At 45.8% G+C, this 24,424-nt stretch carries 25 protein-coding genes and 2 tRNA genes; 14 read left to right on the forward strand and 13 right to left on the reverse strand.

The annotated features are described in order from the left end of the window. The first annotated feature begins 61 nt into the window (after positions 1-61). The 6 genes from GF309_07790 (at position 62) to nadC (ending at position 6,532) form a co-directional block, all read left to right on the forward strand. The gene (locus tag GF309_07790) at positions 62-2,059 is read left to right on the forward strand and encodes a DUF814 domain-containing protein (GenBank protein MBD3158675.1); all 1,998 of its coding nucleotides are present in this window, start codon (positions 62-64) and stop codon (positions 2,057-2,059) included. 106 nt (positions 2,060-2,165) lie between these two features. After that, complete coding sequence (locus GF309_07795) at positions 2,166-2,732, forward strand: CBS domain-containing protein (GenBank protein ID MBD3158676.1); 567 nt, start codon at positions 2,166-2,168, stop codon at positions 2,730-2,732. A 63-nt stretch (positions 2,733-2,795) separates the two neighbouring features. Then, the gene (locus GF309_07800) at positions 2,796-3,614 is read left to right on the forward strand and encodes a CBS domain-containing protein (GenBank protein MBD3158677.1); all 819 of its coding nucleotides are present in this window, start codon (positions 2,796-2,798) and stop codon (positions 3,612-3,614) included. A gap of 53 nt (positions 3,615-3,667) precedes the next feature. After that, positions 3,668-4,987 carry an amidohydrolase family protein gene (locus GF309_07805; GenBank protein ID MBD3158678.1) on the forward strand — a complete coding sequence of 440 codons (1,320 nt, stop codon included), beginning with the start codon at positions 3,668-3,670 and terminating at the stop codon, positions 4,985-4,987. Between the two features lie 44 nt (positions 4,988-5,031). Next, positions 5,032-5,661 (forward strand): TIGR00296 family protein, encoded by a 630-nt coding sequence (locus GF309_07810; GenBank protein ID MBD3158679.1) that lies wholly within the window; start codon positions 5,032-5,034, stop codon positions 5,659-5,661. Positions 5,662-5,674: 13 nt separating this feature from the next. Next, a complete protein-coding gene (gene nadC / locus GF309_07815) occupies positions 5,675-6,532 on the forward strand; it encodes a carboxylating nicotinate-nucleotide diphosphorylase (protein ID MBD3158680.1) in 858 nt (285 codons plus the stop codon). A 7-nt stretch (positions 6,533-6,539) separates the two neighbouring features. On the opposite strand, the gene GF309_07820 is transcribed toward nadC, so the two are convergent. Both GF309_07820 and GF309_07825 read right to left on the reverse strand, forming a co-directional pair. Next, positions 6,540-6,617 (reverse strand) — tRNA-Glu (locus tag GF309_07820). A gap of 148 nt (positions 6,618-6,765) precedes the next feature. Next, the gene (locus GF309_07825; protein ID MBD3158681.1) at positions 6,766-7,035 is read right to left on the reverse strand and encodes a hypothetical protein; all 270 of its coding nucleotides are present in this window, start codon (positions 7,033-7,035) and stop codon (positions 6,766-6,768) included. A gap of 297 nt (positions 7,036-7,332) precedes the next feature. Between GF309_07825 and GF309_07830 the strand changes: the two genes are divergently transcribed. After that, a tRNA-Ile gene (locus GF309_07830) sits at positions 7,333-7,437 on the forward strand. 41 nt (positions 7,438-7,478) lie between these two features. Here the strand turns inward: GF309_07830 and GF309_07835 are convergent. The 3 genes from GF309_07835 to GF309_07845 form a co-directional block, all read right to left on the reverse strand. Then, complete coding sequence (locus GF309_07835; GenBank protein ID MBD3158682.1) at positions 7,479-7,838, reverse strand: hypothetical protein; 360 nt, start codon at positions 7,836-7,838, stop codon at positions 7,479-7,481. Further along, entirely contained in the window at positions 7,810-10,110 is a 2,301-nt protein-coding gene (locus GF309_07840) for a DUF3160 domain-containing protein (protein ID MBD3158683.1), read from the reverse strand. Before GF309_07840 ends, GF309_07835 begins: the two co-directional genes overlap by 29 nt. A 202-nt stretch (positions 10,111-10,312) precedes the next feature. Next, positions 10,313-10,747: a transcriptional repressor gene (locus GF309_07845; protein ID MBD3158684.1), complete on the reverse strand. Its 435-nt coding sequence runs from the start codon at positions 10,745-10,747 to the stop codon at positions 10,313-10,315. A gap of 223 nt (positions 10,748-10,970) precedes the next feature. On the opposite strand from GF309_07845, the gene GF309_07850 reads away from it, so the two are divergent. Continuing rightward, entirely contained in the window at positions 10,971-11,594 is a 624-nt protein-coding gene (locus tag GF309_07850) for a peroxiredoxin (GenBank protein ID MBD3158685.1), read from the forward strand. A 94-nt stretch (positions 11,595-11,688) separates the two neighbouring features. Then, positions 11,689-12,750 carry a methyltransferase gene (locus tag GF309_07855; GenBank protein MBD3158686.1) on the forward strand — a complete coding sequence of 354 codons (1,062 nt, stop codon included), beginning with the start codon at positions 11,689-11,691 and terminating at the stop codon, positions 12,748-12,750. On the opposite strand, the gene GF309_07860 is transcribed toward GF309_07855, so the two are convergent. Next, positions 12,743-13,168, reverse strand: a complete 426-nt coding sequence (locus GF309_07860; protein MBD3158687.1) for a DUF371 domain-containing protein — start codon at positions 13,166-13,168, stop codon at positions 12,743-12,745. The genes GF309_07855 and GF309_07860 overlap by 8 nt on opposite strands. Positions 13,169-13,218: 50 nt before the next feature. Between GF309_07860 and GF309_07865 the strand changes: the two genes are divergently transcribed. Further along, positions 13,219-13,896, forward strand: coding sequence for a protein-L-isoaspartate(D-aspartate) O-methyltransferase (locus GF309_07865; protein ID MBD3158688.1), 678 nt, complete (start codon positions 13,219-13,221; stop codon positions 13,894-13,896). A gap of 4 nt (positions 13,897-13,900) precedes the next feature. Here the strand turns inward: GF309_07865 and GF309_07870 are convergent, their stop codons facing one another. From GF309_07870 to GF309_07895, 6 genes are all read right to left on the reverse strand, one after another. Continuing rightward, on the reverse strand, positions 13,901-14,578 hold the full coding sequence (locus GF309_07870; protein ID MBD3158689.1) for a DUF120 domain-containing protein: 678 nt from the start codon (positions 14,576-14,578) through the stop codon (positions 13,901-13,903). Further along, complete coding sequence (locus GF309_07875) at positions 14,578-15,276, reverse strand: endonuclease V (GenBank protein MBD3158690.1); 699 nt, start codon at positions 15,274-15,276, stop codon at positions 14,578-14,580. The genes GF309_07870 and GF309_07875 overlap by 1 nt, the downstream gene beginning before the upstream one ends. Then, positions 15,233-15,868, reverse strand: coding sequence for a hypothetical protein (locus GF309_07880; GenBank protein MBD3158691.1), 636 nt, complete (start codon positions 15,866-15,868; stop codon positions 15,233-15,235). Before GF309_07880 ends, GF309_07875 begins: the two co-directional genes overlap by 44 nt. 10 nt (positions 15,869-15,878) lie before the next feature. Beyond that, positions 15,879-16,841 (reverse strand): 4-demethylwyosine synthase TYW1, encoded by a 963-nt coding sequence (locus tag GF309_07885; GenBank protein MBD3158692.1) that lies wholly within the window; start codon positions 16,839-16,841, stop codon positions 15,879-15,881. 96 nt (positions 16,842-16,937) lie between these two features. Then, positions 16,938-18,188 carry a TIGR04013 family B12-binding domain/radical SAM domain-containing protein gene (locus tag GF309_07890; protein ID MBD3158693.1) on the reverse strand — a complete coding sequence of 417 codons (1,251 nt, stop codon included), beginning with the start codon at positions 18,186-18,188 and terminating at the stop codon, positions 16,938-16,940. Between the two features lie 11 nt (positions 18,189-18,199). Then, positions 18,200-18,790 carry a proteasome subunit beta gene (locus GF309_07895; GenBank protein ID MBD3158694.1) on the reverse strand — a complete coding sequence of 197 codons (591 nt, stop codon included), beginning with the start codon at positions 18,788-18,790 and terminating at the stop codon, positions 18,200-18,202. Positions 18,791-18,909: 119 nt separating this feature from the next. Here GF309_07895 and GF309_07900 point away from each other — a divergent pair, with 119 nt between their 5' ends. Further along, a complete protein-coding gene (locus GF309_07900) occupies positions 18,910-19,986 on the forward strand; it encodes a GTP-binding protein (protein ID MBD3158695.1) in 1,077 nt (358 codons plus the stop codon). Here the strand turns inward: GF309_07900 and GF309_07905 are convergent. Beyond that, positions 19,948-21,015 carry an RNA 3'-terminal phosphate cyclase gene (locus GF309_07905; protein MBD3158696.1) on the reverse strand — a complete coding sequence of 356 codons (1,068 nt, stop codon included), beginning with the start codon at positions 21,013-21,015 and terminating at the stop codon, positions 19,948-19,950. The genes GF309_07900 and GF309_07905 overlap by 39 nt on opposite strands. Before the next feature lie 91 nt (positions 21,016-21,106). Here GF309_07905 and GF309_07910 point away from each other — a divergent pair, with 91 nt between their 5' ends. The 3 genes from GF309_07910 to GF309_07920 all read left to right on the forward strand — a co-directional run bounded on the left by GF309_07910 (position 21,107) and on the right by GF309_07920 (position 24,384). Beyond that, positions 21,107-21,685, forward strand: a complete 579-nt coding sequence (locus tag GF309_07910) for a nicotinamide-nucleotide adenylyltransferase (protein MBD3158697.1) — start codon at positions 21,107-21,109, stop codon at positions 21,683-21,685. 163 nt (positions 21,686-21,848) lie between these two features. After that, entirely contained in the window at positions 21,849-23,324 is a 1,476-nt protein-coding gene (locus tag GF309_07915) for a proline--tRNA ligase (protein ID MBD3158698.1), read from the forward strand. 76 nt (positions 23,325-23,400) lie between these two features. After that, a complete protein-coding gene (locus GF309_07920) occupies positions 23,401-24,384 on the forward strand; it encodes a hypothetical protein (protein ID MBD3158699.1) in 984 nt (327 codons plus the stop codon). Positions 24,385-24,424 lie beyond the last annotated feature (40 nt).

The following is a 24,424-nucleotide window of genomic DNA, read 5'->3' on the forward strand; positions in this document are numbered from 1 at the left end:
TATCTGATGTGAATCGTAAATCGACTGTGTTATAAAAGCCTCGGTCTGATTGCTACACATAATGAAGGAGTCGATGAGCAATACAGACATTCGGGCAATCATGCCGGAGATAAAGGAAGTAGGACAAGGTGCCTTTGTAAACAACGTCTATCAGTACAATGGTATCTTTGTTCTAAAGGTCCATAAAACAACAGTAGGAACTAGACAAATTCTCATCGAGCCAGGTCGCCGGATACATGTGACACGTTATCGGAGAGACGCTCCGCGTTTTCCTCCCGAATTCTGTATGGTGCTTCGGAAATACCTCAGGAATCGCGTGATTACGAATATTGAACAATATGATTTGGACAGGATAGTGGTTTTTGAAGTTGGAAACGACGAGAACAAATACAAGCTTATCGTGGAACTGTTTGGGAAGGGTAATGTCGTACTTGTTGACCCTGATGACGAAATATTCGTTGGGCTTTACTACAAGAAGATGCGTGATCGCAATGTAGTTCCAAATGCTACGTATCAGTTCCCCCCGCAAAGAGGGCGAGATATACTTGCGGTGGAGCTTCAAGACTTAGAAGATGTAATTGAAGATTCCAATGCGAGCCTAATACGAACATTAACACGGGGATTCAATGTAGATTCCTTAAGCTGCGAAGAAGTCTGTGCTTTGGCAGGGATTTCTCCAACTGAATCATCCCAGAATGTCACAGAGAATCAAATTCGCGATTTGATGTACGGTTTCAAGGAATACCTTGGAAAAATAGAGAAGGGGGCTGATGAACCAAGGATAGTCCTAGACGATGAAGGGCAATATCTTTCATTCGTTCCCTTCAAATTCGAGACTTACGCGGGGATGTCAGAGGAGGTATTTGACACCTACAGTCAGGCCATTGACGAGTTCTTTGGCTTCCCGGAGCTTGAGAAAGAAATAGATAAGAAACAAGCAGCATTAAGAGAGGAAAAAGAAAGGCTTGAGACTATTATCGAGAAACAAAAAGAGAATCTAGATGAACTGGAAGAGGAGGCCAGCCTATTACGAGAGACTGGCGAGGCGATGTACGCAAATTTCCAAGAAATAAATGAGATACTGCACACTGTCGAACAAGCGAGATCTGATGGCGTTCCGTGGGCGAGAATTCAGGAAAAAATAGAGGTGGGAAAGAAAAAGGAAATTCCATCTGCTGAGATGATTACTGAAATCCATCCTGAAAGAGGGGAAGTTATTCTAGAAGTAGATGGTAAAACGACTAGCTTGGATATACGAAAAAGTGTTCAGCAAAATGCGTCGAAGCTGTATAACCGGGCAAAGAAAATCGAGGGGAAAATGAAAGGCGCAAGGCAACAAATAGAGAAAACCAGAAAAGAACTCGAGAATCTCGATGAAAGCGAAATTGAACCTATAGAAGAACAGAAACCCGTAAAGGTCAGGAGAAAGCACTGGTATGAAAAATACCGGTGGTTCAAGTCTTCCGAGGGGCATTTGGTTTTAGGTGGGAGAGATGCTAAAACAAACGAAGAGCTTGCTAAGAAGCACTTGGGTCCGAATGACGTTTTCATACACGCTGCTGTGCACGGTGCTCCTTACGTTATCATAAAAGTCCCAGATGAGCAACCCGGAGACATAACCCTTAGAGAAGCCGGAAAATTCTCAATTACATTCTCAAAAGCTTGGCAAGAGAATCTTGTAAGCGCGGATGCTTATTGGGTAGAACCAAATCAGGTAAGCTTCAGTCCTCCTTCTGGGGAGTACCTTCCTTCAGGTGCCGTTATGATATATGGCTCAAAGAACTACATCGAGAACATATCTATTGAGCTGGCAGTGGGATTGTTGTTTGAAGGAGAACACGCGGTACCCATGTCAGGACCATATTCAGCAGTAGAAAGCCACACAGAGTTCAATATCAAAGTAGGTCCAGGAAGGCAGAAGAAGAGCAATCTTGTCAAGTCAATAATGCATCGATTTGAAGAAATGCTGCCCGAAGACAAGGCAAGAATCCTGAGCCGGACGCCAGAAGAGGAGATTATGAGGGTCCTCCCCCCAGGTGAAGGTCATATTTTGGAGTGAATCAGCAAGAGGATTATAGCCTGTTCACTAGAACAAACACATTTAAAGCGAAACCAAAAGCTTGAGCTCAAACGGTACCCAGTACCGAATTAATTGAGGAATTGAGATGGATGACCCGTCGCAATCAATGGCTATTCGGGATATCATGACTATGGATGTTGTAAGTACTGCTCCAGACGCCACTGTCCTGGAAGTGGCCAAGTCTATGAGTCGAATGGATATAGGTTCAATCGTAATTGTGGATAAAGAAAGGGCAATCGGATTGATTACCGAAGCAGACATTGTAAGACGAGTTGTAGCAAAAGAGCGTGATGTCCGTGCTACACGAGCCAGAGAAATAATGTCATCACCGATAATACATGTGGAACCTCAAACCGCGCTTACGAAGGCGATGAGGATTATGGCACAGAGCAAAATCCGTCGATTAGCAGTTCTGAAAAATCATTCACTGGTGGGGATTGTCACATCAAGAGACATTCTCCGATGGTCGCCCGAATTGATTGATATTCTCATTGAATCATTGAAGATTAAAGAGGGGGAGCATGTATCAGGCCAAGAAGAGAAAGAAGATCGTCTTATCGCATATGGTGGAACCTGTGATATATGTGGCGGGTATTCAACCGAGTTGGCCCTCGTAGATGGCCAGTATGTTTGCGAGGACTGTAGGAGGTAATTAGCAGAACCAGAAGACCGGTTCTACCCGGTCATGAACTAAACACTCAAGGAGGTCTATGCTATGGAAGTAGAGAAAATAATGTCTGAGCCGGAAACAATCGACAAGGACCAGCGTTTATCACATGCACTGGATTTGCTGGAGAAGAAAGGTGTGGATAGACTGATTGTAACACAAGATAAGGAGCTAACTGGTATACTCACATATGCCGATATTGCAGATAGGTTAGATGTTAGCAAGGTAGTAGCTGTATCTATCAGTAGACTTCATGTATCAAGTGCAATGAGTAGCTCGGTAATTACTGTCTCGCCAAAGGACGATATAACAGATGTCGCTAAGCTCATGCTCGAGAGAGGAATGAGCGGATGCCCTGTAGTGGATGAGGAGAATAACATAGTTGGTGTGATTACCAAGATTGAGTTATCCCGACTTGTGCAGAAATTCGACAATGTAGCTGTGGAAGATTTGATGACCGCAGAAGATCTATTGGTGGCGAGTCCAGTTGACCGTCTCGTAAAAGCAAGATTGGATATGCTAACAGCAGGCTTCTCGGGTCTGCCCGTGACCGATGGTGGGGCAGTTGTAGGGTTGCTTACTGAGAAGCTGGTTGCCGAGGCAATGGCGAGATTCACATCAGAGGTCCCCGATAAGTATAGATCAAATCAGGTAAGACAAATACGGGTAGTTGATGCCATGCAGCAACAACCTCCAGTCGTGAATACGGAAACGTCTATTGCTGAAGCATCTACCAGAATGCTTGATGCTAAGCTAAACACTCTACCAGTCGTAGATGAGAACGATAGACTTGTGGGCATAATTAGCGCAACTGACTTTACTCGCTTCGTTGCCAATAATTTTCAAGTTCCCGAAACTAGCAACTGAGCGAAGACATCAAATAGCACGGGTGTATCCAAGGGCCTAAGAGGCCTAAGCATATGACCGCAGAGTTGATTCTTCGTGGCGGCAGCATTGTTCAAAATGGGGAATTATGCAAAAGGTCGGTGGTTGTTGATAAAGGGAAGATAGAGGGAATCTACGAAGTTGGACAAGAACCTGCTGCAGAAACTGACATTGATTGTACGGGATTGTACATTCTGCCAGGAATGATTGATATCCACACCCATCTCAGAGATTTGAAGCAGTCAAACAAGGAGGACTATCGCTCGGGAACCATGGCCGCTGCCGCTGGGGGTGTAACTACAGTTGTTGATATGCCTAACTCTCAACCTCCTGTTTTGTCCCACAATGTTTTACAGCAAAAGATAGAGCGAGCTCGGGAAAACAGTTTCGTCAATATTGGCTTTTACGGAGGCATTCCTAAGAGTGCTAAGGCACCAAATGAGAAATTCTTCAATGATATACTCGGATTGAAGGTTTATCCACATGCCCCCCTTGACAAGGACATACAATATACCAAAGAAAGAATCAGAGAATGCCTCAATCTTGCGAGAAGATGGGACCTTCCACTCCTTCTCCACCCGGATTTCTCGGATCCAGACGCACGACCCGAAACGGTTCAGGATTTCTTTGAGATACATAGTTGCGAAGCTGAGAGGAGGGCAGTTGTAACTTTCATTGACGCTCTAAAGGAAATTGAGAGCAGAGTACATGTATGTCATGTCAGCTGTGCATTTACTGCCAAGCTGATTAAGAAGCACAGAGCAGAAAACACACTAACTGCCGAGGTGACGCCCCATCACTTGCTTTTGACCGGGGACAAATTCACAAATAAGAATGGAGAAGCAAAGGTACTACCTCCACTTAGGTCACCACATGACAGAAGATTCTTGCAGGAATCTGTATCACACTGTGTAATCGATTGTGTTGCTTCGGATCATGCGCCACACACTAAGAAGGAGAAACATGCTCCGTTCCTGCATGCATCATCCGGTTTTCCAGGTTTGGAAACAACTGTGCCACTCATGTTAACACGGGTTCTCAAAGGAGAGATGCACTGGGTAGAATATCTTAGATGCTGCTGTTCAGCCCCTGCGAGAATACTGAATATCCCAGGAAAGGGTATCCTCTGCAAGGGTTATGACGCCGATTTAATAGTAGTAAAAGAAGACAAATATGAAATCAGGGGCGATAAGTTTCATTCCAAAACAACTGTCACACCCTTTGAAGGTCAAGAAGTGCTCGCACGTCCCGTAATGACCTTTGTTGGAGGTAGGTTAGTATATCGAGATGGTAGTTTCAAAGTAAGGCCAGGAACAGCAGGCATTGTACCAGTACGTAACGTAATAGAGCATTAAACAAATAACCCGGGTCGTATACCGTTTCAAGTGAGTGTGTGAAAGTGGACCAAGTTTACTCCAAAGATGATGGTGAGTTCCTAGTCAAATTAGCTAGAAGAACTGTAGAGCAATTTGCTCGGGAAAGCACAAAACCAAACGTTCCAGATGACACACCAAGCCATCTGAAGAGAGAATCCGGTGTATTTGTCACACTGAATTCCACTTCCTCGAGCAAGAATAATCTTCGGGGATGTATTGGTAGACCATATCCCACGGATCCGTTGGTTCAAGCAACAATAGACTCTGCATTCGATGCCGCAGCCAACGATCCTAGATTCTCACCGGTCAAGGAAAAGGAACTCGATTCTATCATAATAGAGGTTAGTTTGTTGACTCCACCCGAAGAAATTGAATGCTCAAACCCGGACGAGTTGATGAAGGAAATAGAGGTGGGATGTGATGGTTTGATTGCAGCAAAAGGTGGAAGAAGGGGGCTACTATTACCGCAGGTTGCAGTAGAATGGAACTGGGATGCCGAGGAGTTTCTCAGACATACTTGCAGAAAGGCAATGCTACCTATGGAAGCTTGGAGAGAACCAGACACCAAGTTCATGAAGTTCCAAGCAGAGATTTTCGGTGAAGTTTCCCCACGTGGGAATGTAGTTCGTAAAGACAATTCAGCAAAGGAATGAGGTCATGAGGAAAATGTACGAATCGCCGCCCTCTGTGATTGAAAGTCTTGAATCCTTCCTTCAAGAAGATATCAGATCAGGAGACATTACCACCCAAGCTTTAGTCCCATCGTTAAGAAAGGGGGTCGGTGAAATTGGAGCAAAGGAGAAAACCGTTGTTGCGGGTTTGAAGGAGATTAGGGACCTTACCCGTCTTACTGATTTGAAATACGAAACAAAGGTCCAAGAAGGCGTCTGGGTTGATTCTGGAGAAACAGTAATCACATTGTCTGGAAAAGCAGTAGCTCTTCTCACTGTCGAAAGACTGGCTCTGAATATCATCATGAGAATGAGTGGAATAGCAACAAAGACTCGTAAGATTGTTGATAGAATACGGGAGGTAAATCAAGATGTCCTACTTGCCGCGACCCGCAAGACAACACCAGGTTTCCGATATTTCGAGAAGCGGGCAGTGGAAATTGGCGGGGGTGACTCCCATCGGTATGCTCTCGATGACATGGTTTTGATCAAGAACAACCATCTGGTTTCTGTTGAGAGTATTGAGCAAGCCGTCCTTGAATCAAAGAAAGCAGTCTCATTCTCAAAGAAAGTATCCTGTGAGGTGCGAAGTTTGGAGGGCGCTCTGAAGGCGGCAAGATCTGGAGCCGACATCATCTTACTGGATAATCAAACACCCTCTTCCGTTACGGAAATATGTCAAGCCCTTGACAAGGCAAACTTGAGAGATGAAGTACTTCTGGAAGTATCTGGTGGAATCACAGAGCATAATGCGACTGAGTACGCTGAATGCGATGTGGACATACTATCCTCTGGCGCATTAACGCATTCGTACAAAAGTGCTGACTTCAGCATGAGTTTGGAGATTACGTAGAAATAGTTGGTGCCCCGGCCGGGATTCGAACCCGGGTCATAGGGTCGAAAACCCTAGATGCTGGGCCGAGCTACACTACCGGGGCCTGTCGAGGTTTGACAAACTAGCACGGTTATTAAGATTGTGTCGTATGCGATGGTGATAAATAGATTCCGCGCTACTAATTTGCCGTCACAGTCTTGTTCTATCGGAGGCTGGTTTAAAGTGATGGTCTTCGGAAATGAAACTTGCTTTCAAGCGAAAAGATGACCCTCAGGGGCGCTCTCTTCTTTGGAAGATTCCTGATGGTTCTCGGAGGTGTTTTCGTTCAAAGATAGTTCACCAAAACAAATGCCATCCTCCGAGGAGGCCTGTAGAACGAAATTCTGTAAATCGGAAGGTGTGGGAAGACCGGCAAGTGTGCGACCGCCAGCAACTAGGGTCGGAACTACTAGGATTCCAAATGCTCGAGCCAAGCGGCGGTACCTATCAATGTTGATTTCATACACCGAGATATCAGGCATGCACGTGTCCTCTCGTTGCAGCATCTTGCGTACAACTTCACACCAAACACAGTGATCGGACGTGAACATGAGTATCATTCGCTAGGCTCTCGCTGAGTTTTCCCGTAGTTCCAATCTTGAGATTTAAACTCAAACCAATCAGCCCCCTTCATCTTTGCATCCAGTTGTGTGAATCAGCTACTTGGGGGCTCAGGGTCGCGAACCAGTATCAGTCTTCGGAGCCTGTATACGGTGATTCCCTCTTTCGCAACCTTTATCTCATTCCTTCAACCAAATCGTGTTTGAGTACGTAACCACGGGCCCATAGCTCAGGTTGGTAGAGCGTCAGGCTCATAACCTGCCGGTCGAGCGTTCAAGACAGTAGGGATTTCCCGCTGTGAGCAAATCGCTCTGGGCCCACCATTTCAACCTAAAATCCGCGCTCTTTTTACCCGGAATATCTTTCAATCATTCTGCCTGTCATCTTTTCTGGGATGATCTTTGTTATCCTCCCTCATAATCAGGAGTTCCTTTTCGTAGGCTTTCCGATCAGCTTCTGCCATAGCTTTCTTGTATTCTTCAGTCCGTTCGTACCATGGAGTGAGATAGTACCACTTTCTCGGCTTTGCACCCTTCCTATTGTAGGAGACAGATGTTTCCCCTTTAATCCAGGGAACACGATCCACATCGAAGCCTCGTTCGCGAAGTTTCTGGATTGCGGCATCTTCCCCGATATTTCCAAGTAATTTTTCGGATTCACAGGATTGAAGCAGCCTCAAAAGGGTCTGTTCTACTTCAGGTAGGTTTCGCCATTTTTCTGACATCGATTGCAATGGGCATGACATTACGGTAAGCCTTTGATGAGGAATTTCGTCTCATCTCAGGATCATTGTACGCATTGTGGGAAGCAGAAAGGTCTGAAGTTTCAGAAATTCCGAGCACGAAAGACCCCATCCAGTCATCCATCGACGGTGCAGACTCTTCTTCCAGCATCTGCCACCACGCCTCATCCGTCAGCCTTTCACTCATGGGCCATGCGAACTCATAGTGAGAATACATTGCCCCTCTCGCAAGGAAGACCTTATCCTCCTCATTGGGAACCGCAACTAAAATCACCATTGGGTTCCCTGTAGCCTCTTCCAGCACTTTTCCGGACATGGGATCGGTGTGGACATCAGCAACCAATGCCGCCCTTCCTCCCTCATTGTAGGTTCCCTCAATGTGCGCCAGTATACCTCCGATGTTCTCAAGCAGGGACCACTCCGTTGCGTTCAAGGGTGTCTGCGAGAGCTCCTTTTCAGAAATAACTTGGAATTCACGAAGCAGGTCATGCAATCTCACGAGTCGCTCCGTAAAATCATCTACAACAAGACCACGGCTGTCCAAACCTTGTAGCATCATCCTACACAGGGAGGCAAGCTTGGCATAGAACTTAGGGACGGGTTCTACATATCCAGGAGGGGGATAGGAAGCACCATATGTTTGGGAATAGGATTGCTTAGCGTAGAGAATGGTGTCATGTCTCAATTCTGTCCACGTTCCCAAACAAGTCGTAAGCTGTTTGTCAATCCACTGGTCAGTGAGCATGAAAGAAGGATGACCAAGCTCTGGCTCATCAAGCAAGGTTTTGAAGCTGTAAAGCCATGACCAGTAAAGGCTCTGTGTCCAGTTGCTAAGATTCAAATCACCATAAGTCTCTTTGAGACGGTTCATCTGCGTGGTATAGTTCAGATAGTCCTTCTGATCATCTAGCAAGTCCCAAGCTCTTTGGGAGCCTAGTACAGCCATGACATCTAATGCCTTGGGCATCATTCGATACTTCACTGCTGCATGCGTTAGTTCGCTGAACATGTAGGAGTCCGGGACAAATCGTTGCCCCATGAATCGGAGACCCTTGGTGACATTGATGCTTTGCGAATCCCACACCCAACCGGATATAATCTGTGGGCTTCGTGACTCCCTTGCTGTTGCGATGAATGTCCCAAGTTTCGTTCTATTGCACAGCTCAACGATGTTGACCGGATCATCATATATGGCGTTGAAGATAGTGAGATACTCATCCACCGTGAGGTCATCACTCGTACTCACAAAGAACGAGGTCGTATCGTATAGTTCTCGCCATAGGCGAAGAGGTGTTTCCCCGTCGATGAATAGATGGCTAGGTTGCTCGAAAGCTCGACACAACAAAACTGCCTGCCCAGTCTCATTCTCAGCCCGTTCTGCGTTCTGCTCCGCTGTGAGCCCGTCGTCATCAGGCTGTACACGGAATGCAACCCGAGATAACCACATTATGGTCTTGAAGAATCGTTTCAGGGATTCAGTCCGAGTGTAGTGCCCCCGGGGAATAAACTGACTGAAGTCCAATCGCTGGTTCATGAACCAGTCCGTGGTGAATCCCCCGGCGTTTTCTATGAAGTGGAGGGTTTGATAGACCCAACCGGTCACCGGATCAGGAACTGTCCAGTCAGGGTCATGTAGCTTCGCAGCGACCGAGAAGAAGGCGGCATTCTTCTTTGCAAGGGCCCGCCATAAATCACTCTCCAATAGATTGTACTGATCCAGTGAGACGTTTACCATATGTCTGGAGAGATTTCCTATGTGGTTCATGAAATGAGTTTCCTCAATTTCCCGTAGGGCAAGGTCATAGAGTACATGATAGGCATGCAGTACAGAATCGGAAGTCACGAATGAAGGGAGCTCGTAGTCGTCATTCATGCAATATATATCTGCGAACATCTTGAAGTTTGAAGGAACGGCGAAGAAGTAGTGATCAACGATTGCGTTTCTGGCATTCTCCGGGAGGTAAGAAAAGGAGTCCAGGTTGATAATGTTGGAGAGGTCGGAGTTGATATCATAGGATGAAACGTTAAGAGTAAAATCTGTTTCATACTCCTCGTAGTCAGCAAACGGCTGAGACTCAAAGCGAATAGGCAATGGGTCCCCAAAAGGCTCATCCACAAAAGAGTCCGCTGACTGATTTGGTCGAAACAAGCTCCCGATGAGAGCACCTGAAACACCGGATACCGCGATTATTATAGTAATCACAATTGTTATGAATTCGTTGGATTTTCCCTCAAACTGACCGCGTGGAGACATTTATTCCATCACCACTCGTAAACCTTCGTATAGTAGGGGCACCATTTGAACTCTGTTGTGTATGGTTGGGCACCTCATTTCAGCGAAAAATCCGAATGAGCTTCGATTGTAGGGGTGAATGGTGATTGATAATTGATGGTTTCTGCTCTTCAAAGCGGATTCAAGTGCGCAAAATACTGTTCACAAGAGAATGCGAGACAAATCATTCACTCTGCTTGTTTTGGCAGTCCCCACACATGCCATAGACCTCAAAGCTTCCGCCAGTCACCTTGAAATCGGTGTCTGCTTCTATTGCATTATTGATATCCCGTAGATTTTCACAGAAGACGTCCTGGATCTTCCCACACATATTGCAGATGAGATTGATATGAGCTTCATCTCGCAGGTCATATCGGGTTGATTCCTCTTTGAGGGCCATCTCCCTTGCAAGACCAACCTTTGTGAAAATCTGCAGAGTTTTGTATACTGTAGCCAGACTGATAGTTGGATGCTCTTCTGCAACAGATTCATGGACGGCGGCCACAGTTGGATGCGAATCAGCAGTACGAAGTGCTTCGTAAATGGCCAACCGTTGCGACGTAGCACGGTACCCGTTCTCACGGAGGATTCTTGCTACATCTTCCTTCTGCGGCTTCATGACTGTACAGAGATAAGTATAGGTTCTAATAAGGATTATTAAGAAGGAAGCTTCCTCAATTAGGAAAATTTATTAAATAATAATTATTATCGATAATTAAGCGATGCCAAGAACCCAGATCACGAAACCATGTTTCTTGGTAGAGAAGAAAATACTGTGAAAAAACAGGATGTAACTAAAAATGAGTGAAGTTGAAACTGAAACCAAACCAGAACAACGAAGAATGCTGCTTATTGGTGAAAAGGTGCCTGATTTTGAAACGAATACTACTGATGGCCCGATTAAATTCAGCGAGTGGGCGAAAGACAGTTGGGTGATTCTCTTTTCACACCCAGCGGACTTTACACCGGTATGCACGACCGAATTTATGGCCTTCACCGACATTGAGCCAGAACTGACGGAGCGAAATGTGAAGCTGATTGGACTCAGTGTGGACAGCAACTACAGTCACATTGCCTGGATCCGTACTATCAAGGAGAAAATGGGTGTCGATGTCCCATTCCCAATCATCGAAGATTTGAGCATGGATGTGGCCCGAAAATACGGCATGATTCATCCAGCCCAGAGTGGAACATCCGCGGTCAGAGCGGTTTTCTTCATTGACCCTGACTTCAAGCTGCGCGCGCTGATCTATTACCCGCTTAGTAACGGCCGAAACATGCAAGAAATCCTACGTGTGATTGATGCGTTCCAGACCAGCGATGAGCACAGTGTTGCTACTCCTGCGAATTGGGAGCCTGGCCAAGAAGTTATTGTGCCCCCTCCGAAGACAAAGGAGCAAGCAGAGAAGCGCATGGCAGAAGGTTTCGATTGCAAAGACTGGTTCTTCTGTAAGAAGAAACTGTAGATTACAGTACAAAGACTTCGGGGCCTCTCGCCCCGATTTTACTTTTCTTTTTGACCGAAAGTATCTTAGCGAGAACACAACCCGTTAATCTGTAATGGAAGAGCGAAGGCCCTACGTCAAAGTGCCCGTACAATCGGGTGAAAGAGTACGTAGCATATTAGCAGATGAAGGGCTATTGGACAACGATTACCGAATAGTTCGGATTGAAGACAGTCTCTATCTTCCGCTTATCGGCAACGCATCAAAAAACGACGTTGAAGAGACTATTGACCTCGCCGATTACGAATTTGGTACGAGGAAATTCGAAACGATTATAGAGGGTCCACGGAGTTTGGAAGAAGCCCTAGAGGACGAACTGGATTCAGAAGAGCTTGAATTGCTTCCTCGAGCTTATGATTTGGTTGGAGATATCGCGGTATTGGAGATACCCGAAGAGCTAGAGGAATATGACGAAGTAATAGGCCACGCCTTCCTGTCAATCTACCCGCACTTCTCTACGATCCTCTCAAAGAAAGGCGCTATTTCCGGTGTCAAAAGGACACGTTCATACAAGTTTCTTGCAGGAGAGAAGAAGACCTCAACGGTTCACACTGAATACGGGATTGATATGGCTGTAGACCTTTCCAAGGCTTATTTCAGTCCCCGGCTTCTTGAAGAACATCGAAGAGTTGCAGAGCAAGTTCATGACGACGAACTCGTTGTGGATATGTTCACGGGCGTCGGCCCCTTTGCTCTTCATATTGCAAAACGGACAGCAGCAAAAATCGTAGCGATTGATATTAATCGTGATGCAATCGATCTTCTTGAGAAGAGTATCGGTCTCAACCGACTGAAAGGGGACATAGAATGCGTCGCGGCTAATGCAGAAGAATATGTTCAATCGCGTTTCCACAAAGATGTTGATCGAATTATTATGAATCATCCATCTGCAGCAGATGATTATGTAGATGTTGCTTCAAATGCATTGATGCCGGGGGGCATGCTCCATTACTATGAATTCATATCTGAGCCGGAGCCAGAGAAAAAGGCACATGACAAGATCACGCGACTAATCAAAGAATCACACCGTCAAGTTGATGAAATCCTCGAGATTCGGAGGGTTAGAGATAGCGCGCCATACGAGTATCAAATGGCTATTGAGGTGAGGGTTATTTGAATGTCAGAACACATCGTAATAGCGAGTTCGGGTTCTGCAGCTTGGTTATGAAGGCCCGATTCAAATTAGACGCAGCCTTGTTAGCCGACACCATCAAAGTGCGATCACACTGATAGTTGCTCGTTCTAGCTACCATACTTGTGCTATCATCATACGTTAGGCCCTGGGCTCCATGCCCGATTACAGTCTCGGTGTGCCCTTCAACAGTCATTCTAAGCTCAATTACTGTCTCACTTGACTTTACTGCAGATTTGATATCTGAACTCAAGTCTGAAAGTGCTAATTCCGCATCTACGCCGACAATACACGTACCTCGGCGGGTCAACTGGTTTTCAGTTGTTAATTCAAGAGTTGAATTGTGTTTACCAACGATATTCTTGTGGCCATGAGCAACAAATGATACTCTGAGCATATACATTGTATTTCGATAATCCTTTTTATGAATGAATCTAACACATCATGATTGGAATGCCTGAAGATAATCTACAGAAACAGAAAGAACGCCTGATCAAGCGGTTGAAAAGAGGAGGGTATTTGGAGACAGAATCTGTCGAAAGAGCATTCAGAGAAGTACCCCGGTCACAATTCCTTCAACCAGGTCATCAGGATGCAGCATATCGAGATACGCCCCAACCAATATCGCATGGGCAGACCATATCGGCACCACACATGTGTGTGATAATGTGTGAGAAACTAGATCTTAGAGAGGGGTTGAAAGTCCTAGAGGTTGGCGCGGGTTCAGGGTATCATGCAGCATTATGTGCCGAACTCGTTGCCCCTGAAGGCGCAGAAAATCCAGGGCATGTGTATACAGTCGAAATTGTAGAACATTTGATAGAATTTGCGGAGACCAATCTAGAACGGGCAGGATACATGGACAGGGTAACACTGATACATGGAGATGGTGCAAAAGGACTTCCTGATAAAGCTCCTTTCGATAGGATATTGGTAACAGCTGCGGCGCCCGGTATTCCGGATCCTCTGACTGAGCAATTGGATAAAGGGGGCAAGATGCTGATACCAGTTGGAGGAAGAGGGTTCTTTCAAGAACTCATCAAAGTTAAGAAGGATCAAGATGGAGATATATCCAAAGAGAAATGGGGCGGAGTCGCGTTTGTACCACTTACAGGCGAATTTGGGGCCTAAGGCATTACGTGGCTTTGTGCAGAGGAATTACGCGGAGTTCGATTTCGTCTTCATCCTCTAGGTCTAGAGCATCTCTGAGCTTCACAGGTGCAATGACCTCAAGAATATCTGGGCTGTGATGAGTGCGCTGGGCAATAACGATTGCGCCCTCAATGCGATCCTCTATCCGCGCGCGGTAGCAGATAACATCACCAAAAGTGCGATCTTTGTGACTGAATCCAGGCACGACCAAAGGAGTGCTGTGTTTCATTCGCTTTACTGCCTGTCGAGACATTTCGCCCGTTACTCTCACATTTAACGTTCCAGAATACGGTTCAAAACCGAGTGCCTTTTTGAAACGAGGGGCGTACATATCAACATAGTATGCTCCTTCGCCAATACCATCTACAACCTCGCCCTCTATAACTATGTCTTCGGATGGTGGAGCAAAAGCTACCTCTAACCCATTCAATACATCCAGTAGTTCTTTTCTTCCACGTTCAGTTATCTTCACGAGCATTCCACTGGCAGTATGAGTTCGTTCAACCAGGCCCTTCTCGACACACGTGGTTAGCCTTCTGGAAGCAGTCTGTTGGCTAACATCAAGTCGGGTTCCCAGTTCACTCGTTGTTATACTACATTTTCTGTGAATTGCTCCATCCTTTGCCAATGTGTAGATTGTGAACCAGTTATCTGGGGAAATCAATCCTTCATCGCTCCTTTCAGTCTATCAGCAACTCTTCGAGATTCCCGATCTGCGTTGGCTATGGGTTCGAGTTTGCCTGACTGCTCAATTGTGGTGACTATTTTCACTGCGGTTTCAAGTGTTACCTTGTGCCCGATTGAGACATAAACAGGCGGTCCTGTTCCTAGCCAAACAGCAGCACCCACCGTTTCATCACCATCTTTTATGAATGCAATGCCATCTTGACGGCGGCCAAGGTTTCCCAATAGAAGGCTTTTGGCTACACCTATTGTCTGCTTGTCGCTTTTTAGACCTACGCAGGAGGCCAAACCACAACGCCGAGGATGCAATATGCCATTGGCATCAACTAGCACCGGGCCTGTCTCTCCACACTCACCGAGTAGAGATATCAAAGTGGGTCCTTCCCGAAGATGAAAGTAACCCGGGATGTAAGGGAACTCGCATGGAGTTATCAGTGTTCTTTTCTTTATGACATTCCTGTCGGAAGAATCCATAGTGACAGCGGTTCCGACTGCTGTACTGTCAACATACGAGACGTCTACCCCTGTAACAAGCCCACCACCATCAAAGGGAGGTATATCACGTTTCAAGACCTGTGTAGCCAGTTCTTTCTGTTCCTGTTTGGCCGCCTCTTTTTTCTTGTCTATGAAATCACTTTTCGTTGCCCATCCACTCCCGAAAATCTGCCAGCTCATCGACAATCATCTTCTGGCGTACCGCACTTGTAATGTCGCCACGTGTTTTCTCAATCAAAGATCTAGCTACGTCACACTTGCGTCGCAGATTAGGTATTAGGGCATTTGGGAAATCAAAAGAGTTCAGCTCCTCTAGGATTTCTTCCATGAATCCCAGAAGGTTCTCAGCATAATCCACTTTATCTTCTCTGAGTGAATCAAGAATTGCACGTCGTAATTCACCCACCGTATCGCCTAATCCGGTCAGATAACTTCGAAGTTCGATATCATACTTCTCAGGAGGTGTATAGATTCCATCTTTGAGAAGAGAAAGAACATTAGCCGCTTCAGCCAGTTCTTGATAAGCCTGTCTCATGATATTTGATTTTGAAACGAAATCACTCTCCACCATTATTTCTTCACCCTTTACGATAATCTCATGAGCTTCTTGAATCAGTGAATATGCTTTCTCAAAATCGCCTCGATGAGATGCCTTTATCGACTGGCTACATGTCCTAACAGCTTTCCGTGAGAGCGGTAGTGCTTTTTCACGAATCTCATCGTCCGATTCAATTTCATCCATTATTGGCTCAAGTATCGGCTCTAAACTCATTCCATATCACCTAGATTTTCTCAATTTGTTTACGTCGAGATAATAGAACAACTCTGCTTTCAACTTGCTCATCGAGTAAATAGTAGCCTGTAAGTGCCGAGATTTTTTCGGCAAAGGCTTTGACGTCTTTGTGTGATGGAGAATTTCTTCTGTTCAATCTCTTTCGTGAAGCGCCCAAATGCATGTAGCCCTTGAGCTCAACAAAATCAGGCTCCCCCGTAGTAATCAGATCTGCATACAATCGGGAATGATGCATATTTCGTGCTGCCACCATCGTTAGCCTATTCACAGAGCGGCAGTCCAAGGACTGCAAAAGCTCTTGGGACTCCATCAACCGCTTCCAACCGTCTCCAACGCTCGGACGACATAGTCGCCGGTAGGTTTTCTCATTCGGGGCGGCCAAAGTGACATAGAGCTGGGTTGGCAATGTGATTTCCTGTAAGACCTCAGGCATCGTACCATTCGTTACAAGAAAGGAAGTCATACCGTTCCGATCAATTTCTTCTATGAAATCGCTAAGGAAAGGGTACATTGTTGGTTCGCCGGCCAAAGAAATCGCTACATGTTTCGGTTCCCGTGCCTCATTATACATTTGCTGAGAGACATCAGCGCCTGCTTCAGGATTATACCCACCAAGCGAGCGCAGATTCGCCATTTTCGTTTCATCAAGTAGATTTACGGGGGCCAGCACATCCGATTCATCCACTACAATTTGGTCCCAGTTCACATTCACATCTTCGGGCGTAACACGCCAGCAGAATTGGCAGTTCTGCGTGCACTTGTCAACTACGGGAGTCATTTGCAGGCAACGATGGCTTTCAATGCCGTAGAATCTCTGTTTGTAACAGTAGTCTCCGTAAAGCAAGCTCTTCTGCTGCCATTGACAGGCCTTGAAAGCTCCTCTCTCTCCTAGGAGATGATAGCCTTGCCGGTTGAGTTTCTCACGGAGTTCCTCGGGCATTTCGGACGTCAATTCTGATTCGCTTCAGCTATGCATGCCCTACTTATCAGCCTTCACTAATGGTCTTCTCCTGTCGTTGGCACGTTAAGGCAACCCTACAAAAAATAATCAGTTCAGACGTGCAAGGCGTTTCGCAATCTCTTCTTGCTGATACCATGAGCCAGTAAGTACACCCTTTCGTGCAAGCTCTCCAAGTTCGGCTTGGGTATCTGAATCTAGTTTACCCGGAGGCATGTGTTCAAAGGCACTGCCGGGTAATGGCATGAAAACATGGGCATGTATTCGTCCCCCTATATTCACGATTTTATGGCAAATATCAATGCTGTTGCGCACATCATCTTGGCTTTCACCCGGCAATCCGAAAATCATGTCCACATGTGGAATGAAATCACAATCAAGAGATGTACCAATCGCTTCTAATCCCTCAGATACTGTGTGCTGTCTATTGCATATCCGAAGAACCTCGTCACTACCCGACTGTAAGCCGATTTGGAGCGTTTCATTTGCGACATATTTTCGTAGCATGTCAAGAATATCCGAATCAACAAACTCGGGACGTACTTCCGAAGGAAAAGACCCGAAATAGACTTCTTCAAGCCCATCAATTGATGTAGCCGTCTGAAGAAGGGATTCCAGCTTTCCGGGAGCTGCTCGACGCCCGGGTCCACCATAACAGAGCGCATTCGGCGACAGAAACCAGATACGATTGAATCCCCGTTTAGTAACAGCTTTTTCCAACCATTCGACAACAGTTTCTATTGATCTATGCCGAACACGCCCACCACTTAGGAAAGGTGTACTACAGAACTTACATCTGTACGGACAGCCACGTGTTACTTCGATGGGGCCAACTACGTTCATTTTTAATGCGAAAGGGGGATAACTATCAAGGTCCACTTTGGGAAGGTCCTTGGGTACTGGCGGATTATTCATTTTACCAGAAATGGCACCGGGAATGTCATTTGTTCCCTTACCATGCATCAAGCAATCAAGAAGGTCACAGAAAGCTTTCTCTCCTTCGCCAATAATAACGTAGTCGAATCCAAAGTTCAAAACTTCTACAGGTCTCGCAGATGCATGCGCTCCACCTGCAATCATGACGACTGAGTCTCCAAAGTGTTTTCGAACTAACTGAACTTCTTTACGTACTCTCGTTGTGTCAGTACTCAATATAGAATATGCAATGACTGTCAATCCATCTTCAAGTGCATTAGAAATAGATTCCAAATCGAGTTCAGGTGGTGCTACCAACCTGACATCCTCTAATCGAGAATCGGTTTCAACTGCTCCCAACAAAGCTGCAATGCTATATCTAGTGTTCTTATGAAATCTAAAGACCAACGTAGCTGGCAACAACACCTACACGCACTTTATTCTACAACGCGTTCTTCTACACCATCTTCAGTTACGGTCATGATGTGAATCTTGCCGCCAGACTGAACATCTCGTTCGATTCCAGCTTGAACTGCGTGGGTTGCGATTTCCTCAGCTTCCTTTACCACAACATCCTCATTGTATTCTTTCTCGAGTACACCATAAGCCGTCTGAACGCCGCTTCCTGTTGCAGCAAAGTCCTCTTCAAGGAGAGAACCACCCATATCAAGGGTATAGAGAGACGGCCCTTCATCGTCAACACCCACAACAATGGTTTGTACGAAAAGCGGGCTCAGTTTCCGCCGATACAGTGTATTTGCAATCATTTTTGCCAGTGCTTTCACAGTAATTGGTTTCTTCTGATCCATTTCATACAATCGAATCTGAGCTTTTATCCTGTTGACCAGCATCTGATAATCAGAGGTAAGACCTGCAGATGCAAGAACTATAGTATCGGTTAGCTTGAAGGCCTTGATTCCTTTATCTGTAAGCACCATGGTTCCCCAGCTGATTAGGGAATCTGTAGCGATAACTGCACCATCTTTACATTTCATGCCAACAACAGTGGCACCGGTTGGAAGCGACATTTGATATCATCTCTCATTTAGGGAACAGAGCTCTGTTATGGTCAATTCCCATCTTTTTAAAAGTGTTCAGATGGACAGATAACTGTCCTTCTGTGAGTCAGCAGGTGAGAGTGAAAATCATGAAGAAACTTAATCCATTCCACAATATCCCGTCAATAATGACTGCTGAAGAAATCATAGAATTTGCGCATAACAGATCTATGAAAGTATCACGGAAAGGCTCGCTTAAAATGCGGAGAAAAGAAAGGACTCGCATAAGAGAGATAGCACGGCTCAAGGAATTCACCAAACAAGTGAAAACGAAACTAAAGGCGGTAGTTGAAGGTTTTCCGTCGCTTGACCAGCTTCATCCATTTTATCGAGAACTTGCCGATATAATAGTCGGAACGGATGAATTGAAGAAATCCCTTGGTGCGGTATACAACTGCATTCCAACAATAGATCAGATAACTGAGAATCATCTTGAAGCATTGAAACTTGCGAATGATTATCGGAAAATGAAACGGAGTAGGAGTGCGGCCAAAGGAAGGATAGCGTCGGTACTCAGAGGTACTGCCTCAAATCTAGATTTCATTATTGAGGCTAAGAGAGACCTTGCGCGACTCCCCGGGATACTCCCAAACTCACCCACGATAGTATGTGCTGGTTTCCCGAATGTAGGCAAATCCACTCTTGTGAAAGCAGTATCATCGGCGGAACCTGAAATTGCATATTATCCATTTACAACCAAACAGGTTATTGTGGGTCATCTACGTGTGAGAGGTTCTTCAGTCCAGATAGTAGATACACCAGGGATTCTCGACCGTCCGATGAGTGAACGCAACGAAATTGAGCGAGAAGCAGTTGCTGCCTTGAAGTATCTGGCACATATTGTGCTGTTTATCATAGATCCATCACAAAGCTGCGGTTGGAGCATAGATGACCAATTTAACCTCTATTCCGAAGTTAGACGATTGTTTCCCGTAAGCCCGATACTTGTCGCATTCAATAAGATAGATATCACTCCGGAAGACAAGCTGGAAGAAGTCAGGTCCCGTATCGAAGACGCTTATGAGATTGTGGCCACTGAAGGAATCGGAGTAGACGCCCTGATTGAGGATGCTGTTGAGCTAGCGGACATCCCCGAACAGGAGGAGTCTATCGAGGATCTCATAGCATCAGTTGCTAGGGGAAATGCCAGTTCCTTTGAGGGTTAGTTTGCCCGGTTGGCCATGCTTCCCCTCCAATTTGGTTTCAATATCCAGCATCTTTTCGACCACCCATATATTCGTCTCGAGATGAGACGTTACTTCTGTGACTCCGATACTGCTCTCACCTTCTGCAACAGCCATATAGGGAACGAGCATATCACAAAGGTGAGAATCAACAGCATGTCCAGTTGACAATTCATCTGAAAGTTGTCTTGCCGCCTCTCTTCCTACTTTCTCCGCCGGCTTCCCTTTCTTACCTAGACTGTCGCCACCCATTCTCAAATTTCGGTCCGATTCAGCCCAGATAACGATGCCGCTACCAGCACCGAGATGGGGGTCTTCTTCCTTTGGCCAGTACTTCCGTTCAATATCGATGTCCTCAAGTCCCTTGTCCCTTAGATATGATTCTGCAGCGTCTGCTTGACGGTGAGCAACATGCGCAGGCAGTTTGACACAATGAGAGATTCCTCGAACTCGATTCAGTTCACCAAATTCTACAAAATCAATGCTATGAACCTTATCTACAGGTTCAACGCTACAGGATACCCTTCCACCCCCTCGTGGATAATGACCCCGCCTATGCAGGTTTATCTCTATCTTCGGACCCATCTTCTGTAGCATGAAATCAAAGATGTGTTTTATGTAATCTACGGGCGGGCTCCAGAGTACATCAGTACCACCATGTATCTCAATATATGAAGGACTGGGGGCAAGGATAGCTGGCAGGAGTACAGCTTGCAGAACAAGCGATATAGCCCCCGCGGTACCGATATCATAACTGATTCGGCCCCCACGCCGCTCCCCAGGTAGAAACTCGATTGTGGTACTTCCAACTTGCAATCCATTGATATTTGCGTTCACCAACCGCCCTGTAACTTCAATGCCTGCAACATGCTGATTCTTGAGCCCTGGTGTGGGCCTTCCCGCACGGATATTCACAACTCGAACAGGTTCCATTGTTACCGCAGAAAGCGAAACCGCTGTCCGAAGGATTTGACCGCCACCTTCTCCGTGAGAGCCATCTATTTCAATCATGATCGTCCAACCTTATGCTTTCAAGGAGACGTGTTGGTTAATTATTTTCCTTTAACACGTCGAAAGGCATGCATTATCAAAATGGGGGCGAATGCTTTGCCAAATGATTAATTACGGGATAGTGAGTTCGGAAATGATGATGAGAATGAGGTCCGTATTTGTTGGCAGATTTCAGCCCATCCACAAAGGACATCTCTACACAGTGAATCAGATTCTTGAGAAGGACGAGGAACTGGTAATTGCCATCGGTTCAGCGCAGCACTCTCATACCCCAAATAACCCATTTTCAGGCGGGGAACGCGTCATGCAAATAAAGCGGGCGCTTCTTGATGAGAAACTGCCAATGGATACGATTGATGTTATTCCAGTACCGGATATCAACATCCATCCGCTCTGGATAGCTCATCTCAGTTCATTGGTTCCGTATTTCGAGAAGGTTTACAGCCACAACCCCCTTGTCCGCCGTCTTGTCAGAGATGCAGACATCACGGTTGGGCAGACAGAATTACTGGATCGGTCAGAATATAGCGGCAAGCATATCCGGCGTCTTATTCGTCAAGAAAACCCAGAATGGAAATCACTCGTTCCAGAAGGTGTAATTGCGATAATCGAGGAGCACAACATGGATGAAAGGATTCGTCAGATTGGTGAAGTAACTCTCAAGAAGTAACATCCATGCAAGGGAGAGTTTAAATAACTAGACGAGAGGACGAATTTACGGTGAACGTACAATGCTAGGTGAATGCGTTCCACGCTATCAAAATTCGTAAGATGACTTTTCTCAATCCTAGCTACGAATCTAAATCAGAGTTATTCTATAGTAGGGATACCAAATGAATAGTGATAATGATAGTAACAAGGCCATATTCGACGTGGATCATCAGGAGAACTTCCCCGATTGGTTTGGCGAGATATGTAAAGTAGCCAAATTAGCCGATATCAGATATGGGGTGAAAGGTTTTACGCCGTTCCAGCCATGGAGCGTCATGAGCATGAATCTCATGTTCGACTTCTATGAGACGGCACTTCAAGAGAAAGGTCACACACCCATGCTATTTCCTACCGTTATCCCGGAGGGAAATCTGAGAAAGGAATCTCAACACGTAGAAGGATTCACCCCCGAAGTGTTCTGGATAGAAGAGTATGGCGATGGAAAGAAGCTAGAAGAGAAGTTGGCACTACGACCAACCAGTGAGACAGCTATCTATCCCATGTATTCGTTGTGGGTTCGTAGCTGGCGAGATCTTCCGATGAAGCACTATCAACGGTGTTCCGTATTTCGGTCCGAAGTCAAGAGCACCCGACCTTTTCTCCGAGGGCGCGAGTTTCTATGGATTGAGAGCCATAATGTATTCAGAACACATGAAGAAGCGAAAGCACAAGTGCAAGAGGATTTAGAGACAACAAAGGAAGTTGTAACAGATATTTTTGGAATTCCCGTAATGGTATTCAAGCGAACTCAATGGGACAAATTCCCGGGTGGTGTGAATACCTATGCTGCTGATGCACTAATGCCGGACGGAAAAGTAATTCAGCTGCCATCAACGCATGACCTCGGAGATAACTTCGCAAAGCCCTTCGAGATAGAATACCTTGATGAAAATAACGAGCATGTGTACGCGTATCAGACATGCTATGGTCCCGCCATTTCACGAATATACGGAGCAATGATTTCAATCCACGGTGATAATCAAGGCCTTCGTTTACCCTTCAAGGTAGCACCATATCAAGTTGTAATCATTCCGATATTCAGAGGGGACAAACAGGAAATAGTCACTGAGCGTTGCAAGGAGATAGAAAAAGAGCTGAAAGAAAATGGGCTACGGGTTCATCTTGATGATACTGATTCGACGCCTGGTTGGAAATACAACTACTGGGAGATGAAAGGGGTTCCCATCCGTGTTCATATAGGTCCTCGCGAAGTAAAGAATGAAACTGCAGTGCTATTCAGACGAGACCTAATGGAGCGGGAAACGGTTGATACAAATGAGCTAGTTGAGGGTATCAAGAACCTAGGTGAAGACATAGATACAACTCTGCTCGAACAAGCACAATCCGAGCTCAAGGACTTGATTGTTGATGCAGACAATATGAACGCTATAGACGATGCTCTCGAAAAGGGGAAAATTGCGCGGATACCGTTCTGTAGTACAGACATGGATGGAGAACAATGTGGTGAAGAAATCAAGGATCAGACCGGCGGTGAAATCCGAGGTACACGGATTGATGTGGAAGAAGAGGCGGAAGGCATCTGTGTAGCATGCGGAAAACCCGCAAAAGCAATCGTCTATGTCGCGCGTTCGTACTAAAGGATAATAGGTCATCCAGCAACGGCATACCGCGTAATCCTTGCAGATCACACTGAAAAATGAGGGAGTTCAGACATTGAAGATTCTCGTTCCGTATGGTCAAAAGATTGTAGACAGAATCCAGCAGATAATTGGAGATAAAGCGGAGGTTGTTCCCTCTGAAAGAACTGCGGATAAGATGCTCCAGCAAGGGAAAGACGCAACAGTAGTAGCTGCAGGAAGAGTACCAGGAGAATACATTCGGAAAGCTGAATCACTGAAAATGATCCAAGCCTTTGGAGCTGGTGTAGATAAGATTGACATGGACGCCATCAGAGAGCGTTGTGATGTTCTCGTTTGTAATTGCCATCTGAATTCGCAAGAAGTGGCGGAGTATGCAATAATGCTTCTGTTGGCCCTCACAAAGAGGATTATACGAAGTGACAGGTTGCTACGGAGAGGGGACTGGAAAATGGCATGGGGGAGCGATATACCCAATATCGAAATTCGAAAGAAAACTTGTCTGTTGGTAGGGCTGGGTCACATAGGCTCTCATATTGCTCAACGACTCAGAGCATTTAATGTACACCTAGTGGCGGCCACAAGGACGGGAACCGGTTCCACATCGTCTGTGGATGAGCTTGTTTCTATTGCAGAAGCAGAGGATTACATCAGGCAAGCAGATTTCATTATCCTCTCATTGCCACTGACAAGCGAATCACGGGGAATGGTCGATCAGACATTTCTTTCGTACATGAAGAAATCCGCGTTCATCATCAATGTGTCTAGAGCACCAATTATTAATCAGGATGCATTGTTCGAAAAGTTGGAGCGTGGTGATATTGCAGGTGCTGCTCTTGATGTCTGGTGGGATTATCCTGCTGAATGGGGTTCAGCTGGCCAGCTTCCCTCCGAAAGACATCCCTTTCACAAGTTAGACAATGTTGTTCTCTCGCCTCATCGCGCAGCGTATTCTGAGAATGTTATGGAAGAACAGATAAGATTCGTGGCGCGGAACATACTCAGATTCATTCAAGGAGAAGAGCCATTAAATCAGGTTGATATAGAAAATGAATACTGAAATCCCAATGAAAGCTAGTGATTGTGAACTAGAATCACAA

The sequence above is a fragment of the Candidatus Lokiarchaeota archaeon genome, assembly GCA_014730275.1.
Lineage (GTDB): Archaea > Asgardarchaeota > Thorarchaeia > Thorarchaeales > Thorarchaeaceae > WJIL01.